A 21,087-nucleotide genomic window follows, 5' to 3' on the forward strand; every position below is an offset into this window, starting at 1 on the left:
GTTGATTTTAAATTTGACCCCCGAACACCGCCAACAGCAACGCTTCCTCGCCCTCCATCCCGCGCACAGCGTTGCGGTCGAGGCTTGCGCCGGTAGTGGCAAGACCTGGCTCCTGTCCTCACGCTTGCTGCGCTTGCTGCTGGCGGGTGTGAAGCCGGGGGAGATTCTGGCGATCACCTACACGCGCAAGGCGGCGCGCGAGATCGAGGCGCGTTTGCGCGCCTTGCTGTCCGAGCTGGCGAATCTGCCGGATGCGCAGGCGCTGGCCATGCTGACCGAGCGCGGTTTGTCGGCGGACCAAGCACGCGCGCTGCCGCGTGGGCGTAGCTTGTTCGAAGCCCTGCTGCAGGCCGAGCCGGGCGTGACGATTACCACCTTCCACGGCTGGTTTGCGCGCCTGCTCTCCGGCGCGCCGCTGGAGAGCGGACTCGCCGGCCGTTCGCTGGATGAAGCCGCGGGCAGCTTGCTCGACGAAGCCTGGGCAGCGCTGGCCGCCGAGTGCGCGCGCGCGCCGGCGGCGGAGGTGGCGCAGGCCTTGTTGTGGCTCTACGCCGAGCTCGGCGCGCATTCAACGAAGAAGCTGCTCAAGGCCTTCGTCGAGCGGCGTGCCGAGTGGCGCGTATGGCTGGGCGAGCAGGGCGGATTCGAAGGCGTGCTGGCCGAGCTGGCGGCGCAGTTTGGCGTGGGCCAGGATCCCCTGGCGCGCTTTTTCAGCGCCGCGCGTGAGCAGGAAATTGCTGAATTCGCCCAGCGCTTGCCGGGCAGCAGCAAGGCTGGTGGCGAGATGGCTGACAAGCTGATCGCCGCGCTGGCGTTGCCGGAACGCGAGGCGCGTTTCGCGGCGCTGCGCAGTGCGCTGCTGACCAAGGCCGACGAGCCGCGCGCGCTCAAGCCGGTGAAGGCTTATCAGGCCGCGCAGGGAGAGGCAGGCGTCGACTTCCTGCTGCGCCGTTTCGGCGAATTGACCGGCGCGCTGCTCGATGCGCTGGGCGCGCTGCAGGATCAGCGCAATGCGCTGTTCAATCAGCAGGCGCTGCGCGTCGGCCAGGCCTTGCTCGGCAAGCTGGAAGAACTCAAGCGCGCGCGCCGGGTGATGGACTTCTCCGACCTCGAAGCCGAGATCGATGCCCTGCTGACCCAAGAGGGCACGGCGGCCTGGCTGCAGGCGAGGCTCGATGCGCGTTACAAGCACATCCTGCTCGACGAGTTTCAGGACACCAATCCGCTGCAATGGCGCATCTTGCGCGGCTGGCTGGACGGCTATGCCGGCGCCGGCCTGACGCGGCCGAGCGTATTTCTGGTTGGCGACCCCAAGCAGTCGATCTACCGTTTCCGGCGCGCCGAACCGAAGCTGTTCACGGCAGCGGCGGAGTATTTCGAACAGGAATTCGGCGCCCTGCGCGTGGGCAATGCGCACACCTTCCGCAATGCCCAGGGCATCGTCGATCTGGTCAATGCAGTCTTTGCCGAGATGCCCGGTTTCGTGCCGCAAACGGCAGAGCGCAGCGATGTCGCGGCCTGGCCCACGCGCGTCGAGGTCTTGCCGCTGATTGCTGGCGCGGCCAAAGAAGATGCAGTGCAGGATGAATCGCCCAGCATGCGTCATCCGCTCAGCACGCCACGCATCGACGCCGAGGATTTGCGCCGCAGCCAGGAAGCCGAACTCGTCGCCACGCGGATCAAACAGATCGTTGCGCAGTGGCAGGTGCGTGGTCGCCATGGCGAGCGTCCGGCGCGCTATGCCGATGTGCTGATCCTCACGCGGCGCAAGACCCAGCTGGCCAGTTACGAGGCCGCCTTGCGCGCAGCCGGGATTCCTTTCGTGAGTCCGGGGCAGGGCGGTTTGCTGGCCACGCTGGAGGCGCAGGATCTGCTCGCCGTGCTGCGTTTTCTCGCTGATCCGGCGGATAACATCATGCTCGCCCACTGCTTGCGCACGCCGGCATTCAATCTCTCGAATGAAGAACTGCTGCGCATCTCGGCGCGCCCCGGCGCCTGGTGGCCGCAGTTGCAAGCGCTGGGCGAAGATGAATCTCAGGTCGCCTTGCAGCGCGCTGCCCGGCTGCTCTCCGGCTGGCTGGCCAGCGCAGCCCATTTGCCGGCGCACGACCTGATCGACCGCATCTTCCACGAATCCGACTGGTTCGCCCGCACCCGCGCCGCGCTGCCCGAGGCCTTGTGGCCCGGTGTGCACGCCAATCTCGAAGCGCTGCTGGAGCTCTCGCTGAATGTCGATGCCGGGCGTTATCCGAGCCTGACGCGCTTTGTCGACGAACTGCGGCGCTTGTCGAGTTCGGACGAAGAAGCACCGGACGAGGGCCTGGTGGCCAGCGCCGGCGAGGGCGCGAGCGATGGTGGCCGCGTGCGCATCATGACCATTCACGGCGCCAAGGGGCTGGAAGCGCCGATTGTCTGGCTGATCGACGCCAACTCGCCGCCGAAAAGTGGCGAAGGCTATGGCGTGGCGATGCAATGGCCGGTCGAACAGAATGCGCCGCAGCATTTCTCCTTGCTCGGCCGCCTCGGCGAAGCCGGGCCCAGCCGGCGCGATCTGCTCGAAGCCGAAAAAGCGGCGGCCGAGCGTGAAGAGCTGAACCTGCTCTATGTCGCCATCACACGCGCCGAACAGGTGCTGATGGTCAGCGGCATCGAACCTTCGCGCACACAAAATGCGCCGACCGCCTGGAAGCGCATCGATGCCGCGCTACGCAGCCTGGGCGCAGAATCGGGTGTGCTCGGCAGCTTGCCTGCCCAGACCGTTCTCTCCGCGGATGCCGCCGCCGCTGCGAGCCCGTTGGCCGCAGCAGCTCGCCCGCGCAGCGCCCTGCGGATCGGGCAACTCAGGCGTGCGCCGCCTGCAGCGCAGCAGGAATCGGCTGCCGGCCTTGAGTTCGGCAGCGCCTTGCATGCCTGGCTGGAAGCGCGCCTCTCCGCCTGGCCGGTGCCGGAGGTGAGCGAAGCCGTACGCGCCGCTGGCGAGGCAATGCTGGCGCGGCCTGCCTTGCGGCGTTTTTTCGATCCGCAGCAGTATCTGCGTGCGCGCAACGAGAGCGATGTCCTGCATCCTGACGGGCGTCTGGGGCGTATCGACCGCTGGGTGGAGTTTGCCGACGAGGCCTGGGTGCTCGATTACAAGAGCGGCACGGCACAGACAGCGCTGTTGGAGCAGTACCGCAGTCAGGTGCAGGACTATTGCATTGCGCTGCAGCATCTGATTCCCGCCAAAACAGTGCGCGGCCTGTTAGTTTTTGCTGATGGAACAAATATTGAAGTCGAATGAGACATATATCAGCCCACACGGATTCACGCGGCCCGGCTCTTGCTCTATGATTCCCGCCAATTACGCAGGAGACTTGTATGCTCGTCAGTGAAATTCTCGCCATCAAGGGCACGGTGCTGTACTCAATCAGCCCGCAGCACACGCTGCAGGATGCTGTCAGCACCATGACCGAACTCGATATCGGCTCGCTGGTGGTGGTCGATAATGGCCAGATGGTGGGTTTGCTGACCTTCCGCGAATTGCTCGCCGCACTCGCCAAGGCCGGCCAGAACTGGCGCGAAGCCAAGGTGGCGGGCGCCATGATGCGCCAGCCTGTGGTTGCCGCGCCGGATATGGAAGTGGCCGAGCTGCAGCGCTTGATCGTCGAACACCGCCAGCGCTATCTGCCGGTGATGCAGGAGCAGACCCTGCTGGGCGTGATTTCCTTCCACGACGTGGCGCGCGCCATGCTCGAAGAGCAGGGTTTTGAGAACCGCATGCTCAAGAATTTCATCAAGAACTGGCCGGCCGAAGAAGAAGCGGCCGACTGAGTAAGCCGCGTCCCGCACTGAGTCCGGCTTGCCGGACGCTGCTGCGCTGCGGCGCCCTGGCTGTCGAGGCGATCTGCATGGATCGCCCGTTTTGCGTCTTCACCCCCGAAGGCGTGCATGCTGCACTGCGGCTTCAGTCATGCCCGCAAGCAGCCGATAATGCCAACAAGATTCCAGTCAGGAACGAGGAACAGGATGGAGAAATTATGGCTCAGGAGCTACCCGCCAGGGATTCCTGCCGAAGTTGATGTCAATGAGTTCTCCTCGCTCGGTGATCTTTTCGAACGCAGCGTAAAGCGCTGGCCCGAGCGCACGGCCTATATCAACATGGGTCGCCATCTGAGCTACCGCCAGCTTGATGAATATTCGGCGCAGTTCGCATCCTGGTTGCAAACGACATTGCAGCTGCCGCGCGGCGTGCGTGTTGCGCTGATGATGCCGAATGTTCTGCAGTATCCGATCAGCATGTTCGGCGCCTTGCGTGGCGGATATACGGTGGTCAACTGCAATCCGCTGTACACGCCGCGCGAACTCTCGCATCAGCTGCGCGACTCCGGCGCTGACGTGATCGTGGTGCTGGAGAACTTTGCCCACACCCTGCAGGAAGTGATTGCGCAGACGCAGATCAAGCATGTCGTGGTGACCCGCATCGGCGAGTTGCTGGGCGCCAAGGGCGTGCTCATCGATCTGGTGGTGCGCTACGTCAAGCGGCGCGTGCCGGCCTGGTCCTTGCCCGGCTGCGTGTCTTTCCGTGCAGCGCTCAAAGCCGGCGCGCGGCAGCCCATGCAGCCTGTGGATGTGCGGCAGGACGATCTGGCCTATCTGCAATACACCGGCGGAACGACCGGCGTGGCCAAGGGCGCCATGCTCACGCACGGCAATTTGATTGCCAATCTGCAGCAGGCGCATGCCTGGATCAAGCCCTGCATCGATGAGGGTAGCGAGGTGGTGATTACCGCTTTGCCGCTCTATCACATCTTCTCGCTGACGGCGAACTGCCTGACCTTCATCAAGTTCGGCGCCAGCAATGTGCTGATCACCAATCCCCGCGATATTCCGGGATTTGTCAAAGAGCTGGGGCGGCATCGTTTCACCGTCATCACCGGCGTCAACACCTTGTTCAATGCCTTGCTCAACGATCCCGGTTTTGCAGCGCTGGATTTTTCCTCGCTCAAATGTTCGCTCGGTGGCGGCATGGCCGTGCAGCAGGTGGTGGCTGAGCGCTGGAAGCAGGTGACCGGGGTGACTCTGGGGGAGGCTTACGGTTTGACGGAGGCTTCGCCGGCGGTGTGCATCAATCCGCTGGATCAGGCCGAATTCAATCACTCGATCGGCTTGCCGATTCCCTCGACCGATATCTCGATCCGCGCGGAAGACGGCAGCGAGCTCGCCGTGGGGCAGGCTGGTGAACTCTGTGTGCGCGGGCCGCAGGTGATGCGGGGCTACTACCGTGCGCCAGAGGAAACAGCCAAGGTCATGACCGCCGATGGATTCCTGCGCACTGGCGATATCGCCATTGTTGATCAGCAGGGCTTTGTGCATCTGGTTGATCGCAAGAAGGACATGATTCTGGTCTCGGGCTTCAATGTCTATCCGAACGAGGTCGAAGATGTCGTTGCGGCTTGTCCGGGGGTGCGCGAGGTGGCCGCCATCGGCGTGCCCGATGAACGCACGGGGGAGGCGGTGAAGATCTTTGTGGTCAAGAGCGACGCAGCGCTCGACGAGGCGGCCCTCAACGCGCATTGCAAGGCCAATCTGGCGGCTTACAAACGCCCGCGTCTGATCGAGTTCCGTCAGGATTTACCCAAAACCAACGTAGGAAAAATTCTGAGGCGCGCCCTGCGTGAGCTTCCCGCAGAGTGAGCGTTTACGCGCTTCGGCCGTGATTTATTTCGCGCTTTGGAACGGGAATGACTCAAGCTTCCGGATTTGTTGCCGAAAAGCAGACTTGTCACATCTCTGCGATTGTGCTTGAATGCAATCGCGTTTCTCACTTTTGTTTGGTCCGATTACCGTGAATCTCGTTGCGCGCTGTGCCTCCTTCGCTCCGTCTGCTGCCTTCCGCTCTGTAGCGGTCGCCGTAGTCGTACGCGTAGTAAGCGTAGCTGCCAGCGCGCCGTAACGGGAACCGAGTCAGACACTCGAGAATTTCAACCCCGCCGGCGCAAGCCGGACGGGGTTTTCTTTTTTTGTCTGACACAAACACCGTCCGGATCTCTCCCGGTAAGACTTGGCCGCAGGCCAACGAATAAGGAGTTTTGTCATGCAAATTACAGGAGCCCAGCTCGTCGTCCGCCTGCTTGAACAGCAAGGCATCACGACGGTCACCGGCATTCCCGGCGGGGCCGCATTGCCGCTCTACGATGCTTTTGCCGAGAGCGACAAGATCCGCCACGTGCTGGCGCGTCACGAACAAGGTGCCGGTTTCATCGCCCAGGGCATGGCACGCGCCTCGGGCCGTGCGGCGGTGTGCATGGCCTCCAGCGGGCCCGGTGCGACCAATCTGATCACGGCGATTGCCGATGCCAAGCTCGACTCGATTCCCCTGGTCTGTATCACCGGCCAGGTGCCGCTGTCGATGATCGGTACCGATGCGTTCCAGGAAGTCGATACCTACGGCATCTCGATTCCGGTGACCAAGCACAACTACCTCGTGCGCGATGTCGCCGAGCTGCTGCATGTGATTCCCGCGGCCTTCCGCATTGCCGAATCGGGCCGTCCGGGGCCGGTGTGGGTCGATATTCCCAAGGATGTCCAGCTGGCCAAGATCGATATCGCCGAGCTGCCGCCGCTCGGTCGCCCCGATCCGGCTCCGCTGCTGGACCTCGATGCGCTGCGCCGTGCTGCCGAGCTGATCAATACCGCCAAGTCGCCAGTGCTCTATCTGGGCGGCGGCATCGTCGCTGCGGGCGCTTCGGCGCAGGCCGTGATGCTGGCCGAGCAAGCCGGCTTGCCGACCACCATGACGCTGATGGCCTTGGGCTGCATGCCGGTCGATCACCCGCTGTCGCTGGGCATGCTGGGCATGCATGGCGCGCGCTTCACCAACTACATTCTCAACGAAGCGGATCTGCTGATCGTGCTCGGCGCCCGCTTTGACGACCGCGCCATCGGCAAAGCAGAACAGTTCTGTCCGGATGCCGCGATCATTCACATCGACATCGATCCGGCCGAGCTGGGCAAGATCCGCCGTCCGCATGTCGGCATCAATGCCGATGTCGGCCATGCGCTGGATGCCTTGCTGCCGATGCTGCAGGTGCAGCTGCGCAGCCAGTGGCTCAAGCGCGTTGGCGAGCTGAAAGCCAAGCATCCCTTGCAGATGCCCGGCGTGCATGACTCGCGTACCCACTACGGCCTGATCGCTGCGGTGGCCGAAGCGCTGGACGATGATGCCATCATCGCCACCGATGTCGGTCAACACCAGATGTGGGTGGCGCAGGCTTATCCGCTGCGCCGGCCGCGTCAGTGGCTCACTTCGGGCGGGCTGGGCACCATGGGCTTCGGCATGCCGGCCGCCATTGGTGCCGCGCTCGCGGAGCCGGATCGCACCGTGGTGTGCTTCTCGGGCGACGGCAGCTTGCAGATGAACATCCAGGAGCTGGCGACGATGGCCGACGAGCAGGCCAATGTGAAGATCATCCTGATGAACAACCAGTCGCTGGGCATGGTGCATCAGCAGCAGGAAATGTTCTATAAGAAGCGCTTCTTCGCTGTCGATTACAAGCGCCGCACGGACTTCATCCGCATCGCCGAAGGCTATGGCATCGACGCGGTTGATCTGGACCAGGCCGAACATCCGCGTGCGGCGCTGGCCGCCGCGCTGCAGCGTCCGGGCCCGTGCCTGATCCACTGTTCCATCGATGTCGATGCGCAAGTGCTGCCCATCGTGCCGCCCGGCGCGGCCAACACTGAAATGATCGGAGGCTGAGATGAATACGATTGCAGAACCGGGTTTGTCCGCCAAGGTCGTGCTGGAACTGACCGTGCGCAACCACGCGGGCGTGATGTCGCATGTCTGTGGCCTGTTTGCGCGCCGCGCGTTCAATGTCGAGGGCATTCTCTGCATGCCCATCGGCGATGGGCAGAAAAGCCGCATCTGGCTGCTGGTTCGCGAGGATGAGCGGCTGGACCAGATGATCAGCCAGGCGGAAAAGCTGGTCGATGTGCTGTCGGTTTCACGGCAGCCGGCCGACCGCCGCGTGTTCGAGCATTTGGAAGCATTCTTCACGCCCTGATAAAATGCCCGATTAACCCGCACAACAGGCCACGCCATGCCCGGTAGCACATTCGGAATGCTCTTTACCGTCACCTCGTTTGGTGAGTCGCACGGTGCCGCCATCGGCTGCGTCGTCGATGGTTGCCCGCCGGGGCTGGCCCTGACGGAGGCGGATATCCAGATCGAGCTCGATCGCCGCAAGCCGGGCACCTCGCGCCACGTCACCCAGCGCAAGGAGCCCGATACGGTGGAGATTCTCTCCGGCGTGTTCGAGGGCAAGACCACTGGCACGCCGATCGCGCTGCTGATCCGTAACCAGGATCAGCGCAGCGGCGACTACTCGAAGATCGCCAATACCTTCCGTCCCGGCCACGCCGACTACGCCTATGCGCACAAGTTCGGCGTGCGCGATTACCGTGGTGGTGGCCGCTCCTCGGCGCGTGAGACGGCGGTGCGTGTCGCGGCTGGCGCGATTGCCAAGAAGTGGCTGCGCGAGAAATTCGGCATTGTCATCCGTGGCTGGATGAGCCAGCTTGGCGAGATCGCGATTCCCTTTGAAGGCTGGCAGCATGTCAGCGAGAACGCCTTCTTTGCGCCGAACGCCAGCATCATTCCGCAGCTCGAAGCCTATATGGACCAGATCCGCAGCGAGCGCGATTCCATCGGCGCGAAGATCGAAGTCATCGCCACCGGCGTGCCGCCGGGCTGGGGCGAACCAGTGTTTGATCGCCTCGATGCCGACATCGCCTACGCGATGATGAGCATCAATGCCGTCAAAGGCGTCGAGATCGGCGACGGTTTTGCGACCGTCGCGCAGCGCGGCAGCTACCATGGTGACGAGCTGACGCCGCAAGGCTTCATGTCGAATCACGCTGGTGGCGTGCTGGGCGGCATCTCCAGCGGCCAGGACATTCGTGTGGCGATGGCGATCAAGCCGACCTCGTCGATCCCGCAGGAGCGCGCCTCCATCGACAAGCAGGGCGAAGCGGTGCAGATGATGACCACCGGCCGCCACGATCCCTGCGTCGGTATTCGCGCTACGCCGATTGCCGAGGCCATGCTGGCCCTGGTGCTGATCGATCACGCGCTGCGCCAGCGCGCCCAGAACGCCGACATCACGGCCGACGCACCGCGCATTGCAGCGCTGGCACCGAACGCTCAGCAAGAGATTCCCTCGCCGCGCGACTGATGCCTGTGGCGGCCGGGGCTCATGCGCTGGGCGCCATGCTGGGGCTTTGCTGGTGCCACATGGTGTGGCATAAACCGCAATCAAATCTTTTGGGAGCAATCGATGAAGGGGCTGATGCGGCTTGAAGGAATGCTGAAGAGCGGGGCGCTGATGCTGGCCGCGTGTGCGCTGGCGGCCTGTCAGACGGTGCAGACGACCCAGCCCGGCGTGGTCGGCGTCAATCGCTCGCAGCAAATCATGGGCTCGCTCGACTCTGCTTCGCGCAAGATGAACAGCGAGTCTGCCCTCAGCTATGCCTCGACACTCAAGGCGGCGAGTCAGAAAGGGCAGCTCAACCCCGACAAGGCCCAGACCGAGCGCGTGCGCCGCATCGCCAATCGACTGATTCCCCAGGTCGTGGTGTTCCGTCCCGAAGCGAGGGACTGGGCGTGGCAGGTCAATGTGTTGCAAAGCAAGGAAGTCAATGCCTGGTGCATGCCGGGCGGCAAGATCGCGGTGTTCACGGGGCTGATCGAGCAGCTGCAGATCACCGATGATGAACTGGCGGCGGTGATCGGCCATGAAATCGCGCATGCCTTGCGCGAACATGCGCTGGAGCGCGAGCCGCGTGTGATCGCCGCGCAGGCAGGTTCCTTTGGCCTGCTGCTGGGCGGCGCAGCGCTGGGAGTCGATGTGCCGGCGGATCTGGCGCAGTCGGCGTCGATGGCTGCGTTCATGCTGCCCAATTCGCGCGAGCAGGAGTCCGAAGCCGACCGGATTGGCTTGGAACTGGCGGCGCGTGCCGGTTTCGATCCGCGTGGTGCGGTCAGCTTGTGGCAGAAGATGGCGCGACTCGGCGGTGAGGCGCCGCCCAAGATCTTTTCCTCGCATCCGCCCAGCGACGAGCGACAAGCCGATTTGCGGGCGACCGTGCCGGTGGTCATGCCTTTGTATGAGCAGAGCAGGCGCAAAGGCTCCTGAAGATTGTTGCGAGACTCATGAAAACCTGCTGGCGCCGGCTTTGCGTGCCGGCCGGCTTGCGCTAGAGTTATGCCTCTAAGACTTGGTCTGTGCGCAACGCGCACGTATGGGCAAGCTCCGGCGTCCGCTGTCGGAGCGTTTGAGGGCTTTGCCAAGCGGTTTTCCGCACTTGGAATCTGCCAGATGATGAACGTATCGGCTTCGCGTTTCGCGCTGCACATGATCGCTACCGCAACGGTTGGCGGTTTTGCCACGTCCGTCGTCACCCAAATCAAAACCCAAACCAAAACCACGACGGCTTAGCTTCGTCCTGTGCCACCGCTCTCGTTTCCGCCGGCGGCGGGACAGGCGGATCCGGCAAATGCCAGGCGGAGACTGGAATCCAAAAAGGAAATTGAAATGCGAGTTGGTTTTGTAGGTTGGCGTGGCATGGTCGGCTCCGTGCTGATGCAGCGCATGCAGGAAGAGAATGATTTCGCGCACATCGAGCCGGTGTTCTTCACCACCTCCAATGTGGGCGGCCAGGGGCCGGCGTTCGGCAATACGAGCGAAAGTCTCAAGGATGCCAAGTCCATTGACGAGCTGCGCAAGCTCGACGTGGTGCTCAGCTGCCAGGGCGGCGACTATACCAACGAAGTTTTCCCGCAACTGCGCGCCAGCGGCTGGAATGGCTACTGGATCGACGCCGCATCTTCGCTGCGCATGAAGGACGATGCCATCATCGTGCTTGATCCGGTCAATCTGGACGTGATCGAAGACGGCCTTGCACGCGGCGTGAAGAACTACATCGGCGGCAACTGTACGGTCAGCCTGATGCTGATGGCCCTGGGTGGTCTTTTTCAGCGCGACATGATCGAGTGGGCGACCTCGATGACCTATCAGGCCGCCTCTGGCGCCGGCGCGCAAAACATGCGCGAGCTGATCGCCCAGATGGGCCGCATCCACGGTTCAGTGGCCGATCTGCTGGCGGATCCGGCCTCGGCGATTCTGGATATTGACCGCAAGGTGGCTGAAACCATCCGCAGCGACGATTTCCCCAAGCAGAATTTCCGCAATACCGCACTGGCCGGCAGCCTGATTCCGTGGATTGACGTGCCGTATGAACACGGCGCGAGCAAGGAAGAGTGGAAGGGCGGCGCTGAATGCAACAAGATTCTCGGCAAGCCGGCGTTCCGCACCCCGGGCAGCGTGCCGGTCGACGGTTTGTGTGTGCGCATCGGCGCCATGCGTTGTCATAGCCAGGCGTTGACCATCAAGCTGCGTCAGGATGTGCCGCTGGATGAAATCAGCGAGATTCTGGCTCAAGCCAATGACTGGGTGCGCGTGATTCCGAACGAGCGCGAACGCTCTGAGCGTGAGCTGACGCCGGCTGCAGTGACCGGTCATCTGCACGTACCCGTCGGTCGGCTGCGCAAACTGGCCATGGGTGGTGAATATCTGACAGCATTCACGGTCGGGGATCAATTGTTATGGGGTGCGGCAGAACCTTTGCGCCGCATGCTGCGTATTCTTGTGACACGCTGATGCCAATGGTCTGAGCAGGGCGGGCGGTGAAATATGTCGCGTTCCGCCCGGCTTGGATCTTAATTCAGGTAATGCATGAGCTTGCGACGATAACTCATTGATGTTATTTTGAAGTTTGCTATAACCACACCAAGGCTGCCATTTGGCGATGCCATTCGAAGCGTTATGAAAAAATCGTTCCTTCGTAGCACCCTTCTGGCAGCGTTGATGGCGACCCTCTACGGGCAGGCGCAAGCCGCCGGTCTGGGTCGCATCAATGTGTTCAGCGCACTTGGTCAGCCGCTTCGTGCGGAAGTGGAGTTGTCAGCGACGGCGGACGAGCTGGAGGCGATGTCGGCCAAACTGGCCTCGGCCGAAGCACATACCCGCTCGCGCATTGATTACATCCCGGATTTCGCCAGCATTCGCATGAGTGTCGAGCGTCGCGGCCCGGCCGGTGCGGTGGTCAAAATCAGTTCGGATCGCCCCTTCAACGAGCCCTTCGTCGACTTCCTCGTCGAACTCAACTGGGGCGGCGGTCGCGTGGTGCGTGAATACACCTTCCTGCTCGATCCGGCAGAAAGCTCGGGCAGCAGGGCTTTGCCGCAAATCACTGAGCCGGCCGTGCGTAGCGAGCGTCCGGCGCCCTTGAGCGCACCGGCGCCTGCGCCGGAAGTGCGTGAGTCTGCTGCGCCGGCAAGCAAGCCCGCACGCAGCGCTCGCACGGCACGTGCAGCCAAGGCGGCCGAGCCCAAGAAAGTTGCGGAATCCGAGGCCGACAGCAAAGATCGCCCCGAGGAGTACAAGGTTCAGCCCGGCAATACGGCGTCCGGCATTGCTGAGAAGCTCAAATCGGTCGAGATCACCCGTGATCAGATGATGGCGGCTTTGTATCGCAGCAACCAGTCGGCTTTTGCCGGCGGCAATATCAACAAGCTGGCGGCAGGCAGCATCCTCAAGGTGCCGTCGATTCAGGACGCAGCGCAGATCGAGCGCTCGGAAGCACGCCAGATCATCGTCAAGGCCTCCAGCTTCGAAGCGCTGAAGCAGGATGCCGCTGCGGCCGTCGCACAGGGCGCCGCCAAGGATGCTCAGGGCGGCCAGTCGGCTTCTGGCAAGCTCAGCTCCCGAGTTGAAGAAAAATCGCCGCTGGCTGCACCGGGCAAGGATCAGCTGAAGATCAGTAAAACCCAGCTCGACAAGCAGGGCACGGCCGCGCTGGCTGACAGCAAGGCCAGCGGGCGCATCCAGGCGCTTGAAGAAGATGCCGCAGCCCGTGAGAAAGCGCTGAAAGAAGCCAAGTCTCGTACGGCGGAACTGGAGCGCAACGTCAAGGAACTCGAAAAACTCGTCAAGCTCAAGAACGACAGCCTGGCTGAGGCGCAAAAACAAGCGGCGGCGGCCGAAGCCAAGGCCAAGGAATTGAGCAAGGCCGTTGATGAAAAGGCCAGCAAGGCTGCCGATAAGGCGGCCAAGGAAAAAGCTGCTGCAGATGAAAAGGCCGCCAAGCTGAAGGCGGAGGCTGATGCCAAGGCTGCTCAAGAGCAAGCCGCCAAGGAAAAGGCCGAGGCTGACAAGCTGGCCGCTGAACAGGCTGCTGCCGATGAAGCCGCTGCACGTGAGAAGGCAGCCAAGGAAGCGGCTGAAGCTCAGTCGGCCGTACTGCTGCCGGCTTCCGAACCTGTAGAAGCTTCGCCGCCGGTCGCGCAATCGGCAGCCCCCGTGGCCTCTGCACCTGTCTCGGCGCCTGTTGCCGAAGAGCCCAAGCCTGAGGAACCCGGCATTCTGAGCAGCCCGCTGACGCTCGGAGTGGCTGCGCTGGCACTCTTGCTTGGTGCGCTGGTATTCATCCGCAACCGCCGCCGTAATGCTGCGGCGACAGCCAGCACGACGACGCTCAGCGATGCCTCGACCAGCCCCAATTCGGTGTTCGGCAACGCGGGTGGGCAGACTATCGATACCGGCACCAGCGTGCTGCATACCGATTTCAGCCAGTCCGGTCTGTCGGCCATCGATACCGATGAAGGCGTCGATCCGGTCGCTGAGGCAGATGTGTACATGGCCTACGGCCGTGATGCGCAAGCGGAGGAAATCCTCCTCGACGCGCTCAAGAACGATCCGACCCGCACCGCGATCTACCTCAAGCTGCTGGAAATCTACGCGCAGCGCCGCAGCCTGAAGCAGTTTGAAACCATCGCCACCGACCTCTACACGCAGACTGGTGGGGTGGGTGAAGACTGGGCCAAGGCGGCTGCTCTGGGCGCGCGTCTGGATCCGGGCAATCCGCTGTATGGCTCGCCGCAGCCTGTAGCAGCGCCTGCGCCGGTAGCCGTTGTGGCTGAACCCGAGCAGATGGCGGCGCCCATCGTGAGTTTCGGCAATAGCGATGCGGCAGATGCGCGTTCGACCTGGACCATGCCGGGCGAAATCAGCAAGTTCACCGATCAGGGCGATGTGGTCGAAGAGGAAATGCCGCAATCGCTGACGGCAACAACGCCTGAGCCGCTGAACCTCGATTTCAATCTCGACCTGGAGCTGCCGGCGGGCGATGAACCGGAAACCCGCATCGAGTCGCGTGATGAAGCGCCGCTGTCGCTGGAGCCCGAGCCGCTGTCGCTGGATGCCGGTAATGCCAGCAGCGAAGTGGACATGCCGCTGGAGTTCGACATTGGTGACGATGAGCCGGCGCATGCGCTGTCTGCGCCGATCTCGCCTTCCGAGGAAGAAGAAATCGACAAGGCAATGAGCGCGCTGATGGCGACCGATATCCATACCCGCCCGCTGACGGATGATGAACTGCCGCAGGCTGTTGCCGAGGTGGATCTGGAAAAGACCAATTTCGAAACCAGTCTGCTGGACTTTGATTTCGAGCTCGGCGAAGACACCAATATCAGCCGTACCGGCCTGAATGTGCCCGATGCGGCGTCGCCTGATCCGCTGGCGCTCGAGGCTGCAGAAGCGGGCGATGGTGGTGGTGACGATTTGCCCGCCGAGATCGACCTCAACGATGAAGTCAGCACCAAGCTGGAGTTGGCGCGGGCTTACGAGGAAATGGGCGATATGGAAGGTGCGCGCGAATTGCTTGAAGAAGTCATCAACGACGGCGCCGACCAACAGAAGGAGCAGGCGCGGGCGCTGCTGGCGCGTCTGGCTTGATGGGGTTGGCAAGTTTTTCCAAGCCTCACCCGGCCGTCCTCGTGACGGCCGGTTTGCTTTTGATCTGCGTGCTCCAGCTTTTGCCGCAGGTCTGGCTGGCCGGCTTCAGCGTCCTCTTGCTAGCACTGGCGGCCCGTTTCGCGGCGCCACGTCTGCGCCGCATCCTGCGCCGCCTGCGCTGGATCGCCTTGTCCATTCTCATTCTGTTCGCCTGGCAGACGCCGGGCACCCTGGTGATACCCGCTTTGTCTGCCTTCAGTCCGACCTGGGACGGAATTCGCCTGAGCCTTTTTCATCTTGCCGCGCTGGCCGCCATTGGCGCCGTGGTGAGCCTGCTGATGCGTGCGCTTGATGATGCGGATTGGGTGTGCGCGTTGTATGCGCTGAGCGCGCCGTTTGCGCGTGTGGGTTTCCCGGCGGCACGCTTGGCTGTACGCATGATGCTGGTGTTGGAGAGTACGGCGGGCGGCCACGGGCGGGCGCAGCACGGCTGGCGTGACTGGCTCTCCGGCACGGTTGCCATAACTACGCACGGTGAGTGGCAGCTGGAAGCGCTGCAGGCGGCGGACTGTGTGTGGATCGCGGCGCTGTGGGCTGTTTTTGCAGGAGCGTGTGTGTGCCTCGCATAGCCATTGCGGTGGAATACGATGGTGCGGCGTTTGAGGGCTGGCAATCGCAGCCGCACGGCCGCACCGTGCAGGATGCGGTGCAGGCAGCTGCGGCGCAGATCACCATGCATCCCGTGGTCTTGCATTGCGCCGGGCGCACCGATACCGGCGTGCATGCGACGACGCAGATCGCGCATTTCGATACTGCTGCTCATCGCCCGCTGAGCGCCTGGGTGCGCGGTGTGAACGCGCATCTGCCAAGCTCGGTCAGTGTGCGCTGGGCGCTGGAGGTCGATGATCAGTTTCATGCACGCTTTTCGGCGCAGGCGCGGCGCTATCGCTACCTCTTGCTCAATCGCACGGTGCGGCCGGCCATCCTCGCTGGCAAGGTCGGCTGGTGCCATGCGCCGCTGTCGCTCGCTGCGATGCAGGCGGCCTGCGCCTGCTTGCCTGGCGAACATGATTTTTCCGCTTTCCGCGCCGCGCAATGCCAGGCCAAGAGCCCGGTGCGCAGCATGAGCCTGGCCCAGGTCGTGCAGAAGGGCGAGCTGTTCGCCTTCGACTTCGAGGCGAATGGCTTTCTGCATCATATGGTGCGTAACCTGGTCGGCGCCCTGGTGCACATCGGTCGTGGCGAGGCGCCGCCGGAGTGGATGGCGCAGCTGCTGCAGATGCGTGACCGCCGCCTGGCGGCCCCCACTTTTTCGCCCGCGGGTTTGTATTTGTGCGGAATCCGCTATCCTGATCAATGGCAGCTGCCCGATCAGGGGCAGATCTTCGCTCCCCCCAGCTTGTTCTCTCTATGAAAACGCCTCGAACCCGCATCAAGATCTGTGGCCTGACCCGCGAAGAGGACCTCGATGCCGCTGTCGCCGCCGGTGCCGACGCCATCGGCCTGGTCTTCTATCCGCCCAGCCCGCGCTATATCAGCATCGAGCGCGCCGCCCAGCTGTGCCGCCGTGTGCCGCCCTTTGTCACGGTGGTCGGTTTGTTCGTCAATGCCGAAGCTGATTTTGTCCGCCAGCACATCGCCGCCTTGCCGCTGAATTGCCTGCAATTTCATGGCGATGAGCGCGCCGAGCAGTGCGCCGGCTTCGGGCTTCCCTACGTCAAGGCTGCACGGGTCAAGCCGGGGGTCGATCTGCTAGAATACGCGGCTTCGTTTCCCGACGCCCAGGGACTCTTGCTTGATGCATGGGTCGATAGCTATGGGGGTGGCGGGAAGACCTTTGACTGGTCATTGATACCCGCGTCCTTGCCCTTGCCGCTGATTCTCTCCGGCGGGCTGGAGGCTGCGAATGTTTGCGAGGCTGTGCAGCGGGTTCGCCCCTGGGCGGTCGATGTGAGCAGCGGGGTCGAAGCGGCCAAGGGAATCAAGGATGCCGACAAAATTGCGGCGTTCATTGCTGGAGTACGTGATGCAGATAGCCGAAATGAACAGTGAAGCAGGGCTTGTCGAGAATTACCAGTTGCCGGATGCACGCGGGCATTTTGGCCAGTTCGGCGGTATCTTCGTCGCCGAGACGCTGATTCCGGCGCTTGATGAATTGCGCGTCGAATACGAGAAGGCGCAGCTTGACCCGGCCTTCCGTGCCGAGTTCGAGTACGAGCTCAAGCACTATGTTGGCCGTCCGAGCCCGCTCTACCACGCCCGTCGCTGGTCCGACACACTGGGCGGTGCGCAGATCTTCCTCAAGCGCGAAGATCTCAATCACACCGGCGCGCACAAGATCAACAACACCATCGGCCAGGCCTTGCTGGCGCGCCGCATGGGCAAGAAGCGCGTGATCGCCGAAACCGGCGCCGGCCAGCACGGCGTGGCGTCGGCCACCGTGGCGGCGCGCTACGGTCTGGAATGCGTGGTCTACATGGGCGCTGAAGACGTTGCCCGTCAGGCGCCGAACGTGTTCCGCATGAAGCTGCTCGGTGCCAAGGTGGTGGCGGTCGAGAGCGGCTCGAAAACGCTCAAGGACGCCATGAACGAGGCGATGCGCGACTGGGTGACCAATGTCGACTCGACCTATTACATCATCGGCACCTGTGCCGGCCCGCATCCTTATCCGATGCTGGTGCGCGACTTCCAGGCCGTGATCGGCGAGGAGTGCAAGGTGCAGTGTGCCGAGCAGATCGGTCGCCAGCCGGATGCCGTGATCGCCTGCGTGGGCGGCGGCTCCAATGCAATCGGTATTTTCTACCCCTACATCGAAGTGCCCGGCGTGCGCCTGATCGGCGTGGAAGCCGGCGGTTTCGGCATCGAGACCGGCAAGCATGCCGCGCCGCTGACCACCAATGCGCGCCCCGGCGTGCTGCATGGCCAGCGCGTGAACCTGATGCAGGACGAGAACGGCCAGATCATCGAGACGCATTCGATTTCCGCCGGCCTCGACTACCCCGGCGTCGGCCCCGAGCACTGCCATCTCAAGGACATCCAGCGCGCCGAATACGTGGCGATCAATGACGACGAAGCGCTCGCTGCCTTCAACGATCTGTGCCGCTTCGAAGGTATCATCCCGGCCCTCGAATCGAGCCACGCCCTGGCCTACGCCAAGAAGCTCGCACCGACCATGAAGTCTGACCAGGTCATCGTGGTCAATCTGTCCGGTCGTGGCGATAAAGACATTCCCACGATTGCCCGCCTGTCCGGCATCGTGCTCTGAGCGCATCCATCCATGTCCCGTATCCAGAAAACCTTTGCCGCCCTGCAGGCCGCTGGCCGTCAGGCCCTGATTCCCTACATCACGGCGGGTGATCCGCATCCCGATCTCACTGTGGCGATGATGCATGCCTTGGTCGAAGGCGGCGCCGATGTGATCGAACTCGGCGTGCCGTTCTCCGACCCGATGGCCGACGGCCCGGTGATCCAGCGTGCCAGCGAGCGCGCCTTGGCGCATGGCGTGAGCCTGCGCAAGGTGATCGGCCTGGTCGCCGAATTCCGCACGCGCAACGCCGATACCCCGGTGGTGCTGATGGGCTACGCCAATCCGGTGGATGCCATGGGTTACGAGAATTTCGCGCGCGTCGCCGCCGAGGCCGGCGTCGATGGCTTGCTGACCGTCGACCTGCCGCCCGAAGAAGCGGGCGCCAGCGTCGCCATCCTCAAGCAGTACGGCATCGACCCGATCTTCCTGCTGGCGCCGACCACGCCGGACGAGCGCGCTGCCGTGGTGGCCAAGCTGGCCAGCGGTTTCGTTTATTACGTCTCGCTCAAGGGCGTGACCGGTGCGGCCAATCTGGATGTGGCCAGCGTCGAGGCCAAGCTGGCGCATCTGCGCAAGCTGATCGATCTGCCGATCGGCGTTGGTTTTGGTATTCGCGATGCGGCCTCGGCCAAGGCGGTGGCGGCGGTGGCCGACGCAGTCGTGGTCGGCGCGCGCATCGTACAAGAAGTGGAGCAGGGCGAAGCCGGATTGACCGAGCGCCTGCGCAGTCTCGTTGCCGAGCTGCGCGCTGCGATCGATGGCGCACGCGCCTGACAACAAGAGAATCGAGGTAGACATGAGCTGGCTGACGAAACTACTGCCGCCCAAGATCAAACGTGATCAACCGACGCGCAAATCCATCCCCGAGGGGCTGTGGATCAAGTGCGAAGCCTGTGAAGCCGTGCTGTACCGCTCGGACATCGAGCAAAGCCAGTACGTGTGCCCCAAGTGCGGCCACCACAAGCGCATCCGTGCGCGCCATCGCCTGGACCTGCTGCTCGACGCCGAAGGCCGTTTCGAGATCGGCGCCGAAGTGCTGCCGGTGGATCCGCTCAAGTTCAAGGACAGCAAGAAGTACGTCGACCGTCTGGCTGCCGCCAATGAAGACACCGGCGAAGCCGATGCGCTGATCGTCATGCAGGGCTCGGTGTGCACGGTGCCCCTGGTGGTGGCTGCTTTCGAGTTTGAATTCCTCGGCGGTTCGATGGGTTCGGTGGTTGGCGAGCGCTTCGCACGCGGCGTGCGTGCCGCCTACGAACAAGGCGTGCCCTTCGTCTGCTTTACCGCCACCGGTGGTGCGCGCATGCAGGAAGGCCTGTTCTCGCTGATGCAGATGGCCAAGACCACGGCCTCGATCACCCGTCTCTCGTCCAAGCGTCTGCCTTTTGTCACCGTGCTGACCGATCCGACCATGGGCGGCGTGTCGGCTAGTTTCGCCTTCATGGGCGATGTGGTGATTGCCGAGCCCGGCGCGCTGATCGGCTTTGCCGGCCCGCGCGTGATCGAGCAGACGGTGCGCGAAAAGCTGCCGGAAGGCTTCCAGCGTTCGGAATTCCTCGTCGAAAAGGGTGCCATCGACATGATCGTCGACCGCCGCGAGCTGCGTGAGCGCCTCGCCAGCGTGCTCACCCTGCTCTCCGGCCAGCCTGCCATCAATTGATGTTTTCTGCCGCAAGCCTGGGCGAGTGGCTCGCCTACATCGAGCGTCAGCACGCCCAGCCGATTGCCCTCGGCCTGGATCGTGTGAAGCAGGTTCTCGCAGCGCTGCCGGCGCGTCACCGCGGTCTGGTGATCACCGTCGGAGGGACCAATGGCAAGGGCTCGACCTGCGCCATGCTCGAAGCCATCTTGCGTGCCGCCGGTTACAGCGTCGGCCTCTACACCTCGCCGCATCTGCTGCATTACAACGAGCGGGTGCGCCTCAATAGCGTGTCAGCCGATGATGCAGCGCTGTGCGAAGCCTTCGCGGCAGTCGAGGCTGCGCGCTGCAGCCTCGCCGAGCCGGTGCCGCTGACTTACTTTGAATACGGCACCCTGGCGGCCTGGTGGCTGTTCTGCCGCAGTCAGCTGGATGTGGTGATTCTCGAAGTCGGCCTCGGCGGGCGGCTGGATGCGGTCAATGCCATCGAGCCTGATTGCGCCATCGTCACCGGCGTGGCCATGGATCACATGGACTACCTCGGCGATACGCGCGAAGCCATCGGTTTCGAGAAAGCCGGCATTTTTCGCCCGGGCAAGCCGGCGATTGTCGGTGATCCGCAGCCGCCGCAATCCTTGATCGGCCACGCCAAGAACATTGGCGCCGATCTGCGCGTCTCGGGGCAGGATTTCGGCTTCTCTGGCGACAAGCAGCAATGGCAGTTCCGTGGCCGCAGCCAGCGGCGCAGCAGCATGGCTTATCCGGCTTTGCGCGGCGCCAATCAGCTGCTTAATGCCTCCAGCGTGCTGGCCGCACTCGAATCCATCGAAGAGCGCTTGCCGGTGCCGATGCAGGCGGTACGCCAGGGCCTCATGCTGGTCGAGCTGCCGGCGCGCTTCCAGGTACTGCCGGGGCGCCCGGCGGTGGTGCTGGATGTGGCCCACAATCCGCAGGCGGCGGCGGTGCTGTCGGAGAATTTCGCCAATATGGGCTTTTTCTCCAACACCCTGGCGGTGTGCGGCATGCTGCTCGATAAGGACATCCCCGGCACCCTGCGTGCGCTCGATGCCCGCGTCGACCGCTGGTATCTGTGCGATCTGGGCGGCCCGCGTGGCGCCAAGGCGCAGGTACTGGCCGAGGCGCTGCAGGCAATCGGCAGCCAGGCAGCGGTCGAACTGTTCGCCGATCCGGCGGCTGCCTTCAATGCAGCGCGGGCAGCGGCGGGTGAGGGTGATAGAATCGTGGCCTTCGGTTCCTTTCTGACGGTGGCCGCAGTGATGCAAACGCTGCAAACGCCCCGCTGACCC

Annotated in this window: 16 protein-coding genes; all 16 read left to right on the top strand. The window is 63.3% G+C overall.

From position 1 onward, the window contains the following. Positions 1–13: 13 nt before the first annotated feature. The 16 genes from ABDB84_RS13520 to folC all read left to right on the top strand — a co-directional run bounded on the left by ABDB84_RS13520 (position 14) and on the right by folC (position 21,084). The gene (locus ABDB84_RS13520; RefSeq protein WP_345920271.1) at positions 14–3,280 is read left to right on the top strand and encodes a UvrD-helicase domain-containing protein; all 3,267 of its coding nucleotides are present in this window, start codon (positions 14–16) and stop codon (positions 3,278–3,280) included. A gap of 77 nt (positions 3,281–3,357) precedes the next feature. Beyond that, the gene (locus ABDB84_RS13525; RefSeq protein ID WP_345920272.1) at positions 3,358–3,810 is read left to right on the top strand and encodes a CBS domain-containing protein; all 453 of its coding nucleotides are present in this window, start codon (positions 3,358–3,360) and stop codon (positions 3,808–3,810) included. A gap of 195 nt (positions 3,811–4,005) precedes the next feature. Beyond that, complete coding sequence (locus tag ABDB84_RS13530) at positions 4,006–5,673, top strand: AMP-binding protein (protein ID WP_345920273.1); 1,668 nt, start codon at positions 4,006–4,008, stop codon at positions 5,671–5,673. A gap of 400 nt (positions 5,674–6,073) precedes the next feature. After that, positions 6,074–7,738: an acetolactate synthase large subunit gene (gene ilvB, locus ABDB84_RS13535; RefSeq protein WP_345920274.1), complete on the top strand. Its 1,665-nt coding sequence runs from the start codon at positions 6,074–6,076 to the stop codon at positions 7,736–7,738. Between the two features lies 1 nt (position 7,739). Further along, the gene (ilvN, locus tag ABDB84_RS13540) at positions 7,740–8,045 is read left to right on the top strand and encodes an acetolactate synthase small subunit (RefSeq protein WP_345920275.1); all 306 of its coding nucleotides are present in this window, start codon (positions 7,740–7,742) and stop codon (positions 8,043–8,045) included. A gap of 36 nt (positions 8,046–8,081) precedes the next feature. Then, a complete protein-coding gene (aroC, locus tag ABDB84_RS13545; protein WP_345920276.1) occupies positions 8,082–9,215 on the top strand; it encodes a chorismate synthase in 1,134 nt (377 codons plus the stop codon). Positions 9,216–9,329: 114 nt separating this feature from the next. Continuing rightward, entirely contained in the window at positions 9,330–10,175 is an 846-nt protein-coding gene (locus ABDB84_RS13550) for a M48 family metallopeptidase (RefSeq protein ID WP_345920277.1), read from the top strand. 399 nt (positions 10,176–10,574) lie between these two features. Continuing rightward, positions 10,575–11,699 carry an aspartate-semialdehyde dehydrogenase gene (gene asd, locus ABDB84_RS13555; RefSeq protein ID WP_345920278.1) on the top strand — a complete coding sequence of 375 codons (1,125 nt, stop codon included), beginning with the start codon at positions 10,575–10,577 and terminating at the stop codon, positions 11,697–11,699. A 207-nt stretch (positions 11,700–11,906) separates the two neighbouring features. Next, on the top strand, positions 11,907–14,834 hold the full coding sequence (locus tag ABDB84_RS13560; RefSeq protein ID WP_345920279.1) for a motility hub landmark protein FimV: 2,928 nt from the start codon (positions 11,907–11,909) through the stop codon (positions 14,832–14,834). Between the two features lie 68 nt (positions 14,835–14,902). Next, on the top strand, positions 14,903–15,463 hold the full coding sequence (locus tag ABDB84_RS13565) for a hypothetical protein (protein ID WP_345920280.1): 561 nt from the start codon (positions 14,903–14,905) through the stop codon (positions 15,461–15,463). Then, positions 15,451–16,248 (top strand): tRNA pseudouridine(38-40) synthase TruA, encoded by a 798-nt coding sequence (gene truA, locus ABDB84_RS13570; protein WP_345920281.1) that lies wholly within the window; start codon positions 15,451–15,453, stop codon positions 16,246–16,248. Before ABDB84_RS13565 ends, truA begins: the two co-directional genes overlap by 13 nt. Continuing rightward, positions 16,245–16,886, top strand: a complete 642-nt coding sequence (locus ABDB84_RS13575; protein WP_345920282.1) for a phosphoribosylanthranilate isomerase — start codon at positions 16,245–16,247, stop codon at positions 16,884–16,886. The genes truA and ABDB84_RS13575 overlap by 4 nt, the downstream gene beginning before the upstream one ends. Next, complete coding sequence (trpB, locus tag ABDB84_RS13580; protein WP_345920283.1) at positions 16,861–18,099, top strand: tryptophan synthase subunit beta; 1,239 nt, start codon at positions 16,861–16,863, stop codon at positions 18,097–18,099. Before ABDB84_RS13575 ends, trpB begins: the two co-directional genes overlap by 26 nt. A 12-nt stretch (positions 18,100–18,111) precedes the next feature. Next, complete coding sequence (trpA, locus tag ABDB84_RS13585; protein WP_345920285.1) at positions 18,112–18,915, top strand: tryptophan synthase subunit alpha; 804 nt, start codon at positions 18,112–18,114, stop codon at positions 18,913–18,915. Between the two features lie 22 nt (positions 18,916–18,937). Further along, the gene (gene accD / locus ABDB84_RS13590) at positions 18,938–19,801 is read left to right on the top strand and encodes an acetyl-CoA carboxylase, carboxyltransferase subunit beta (protein ID WP_345920286.1); all 864 of its coding nucleotides are present in this window, start codon (positions 18,938–18,940) and stop codon (positions 19,799–19,801) included. Beyond that, a complete protein-coding gene (gene folC, locus ABDB84_RS13595; protein WP_345920287.1) occupies positions 19,801–21,084 on the top strand; it encodes a bifunctional tetrahydrofolate synthase/dihydrofolate synthase in 1,284 nt (427 codons plus the stop codon). The genes accD and folC overlap by 1 nt, the downstream gene beginning before the upstream one ends. The last annotated feature ends 3 nt before the right edge of the window (positions 21,085–21,087 follow it).

It is taken from the genome of Uliginosibacterium sediminicola (assembly GCF_039631295.1).
GTDB classification, from domain to species: domain Bacteria; phylum Pseudomonadota; class Gammaproteobacteria; order Burkholderiales; family Rhodocyclaceae; genus Viridibacterium; species Viridibacterium sediminicola.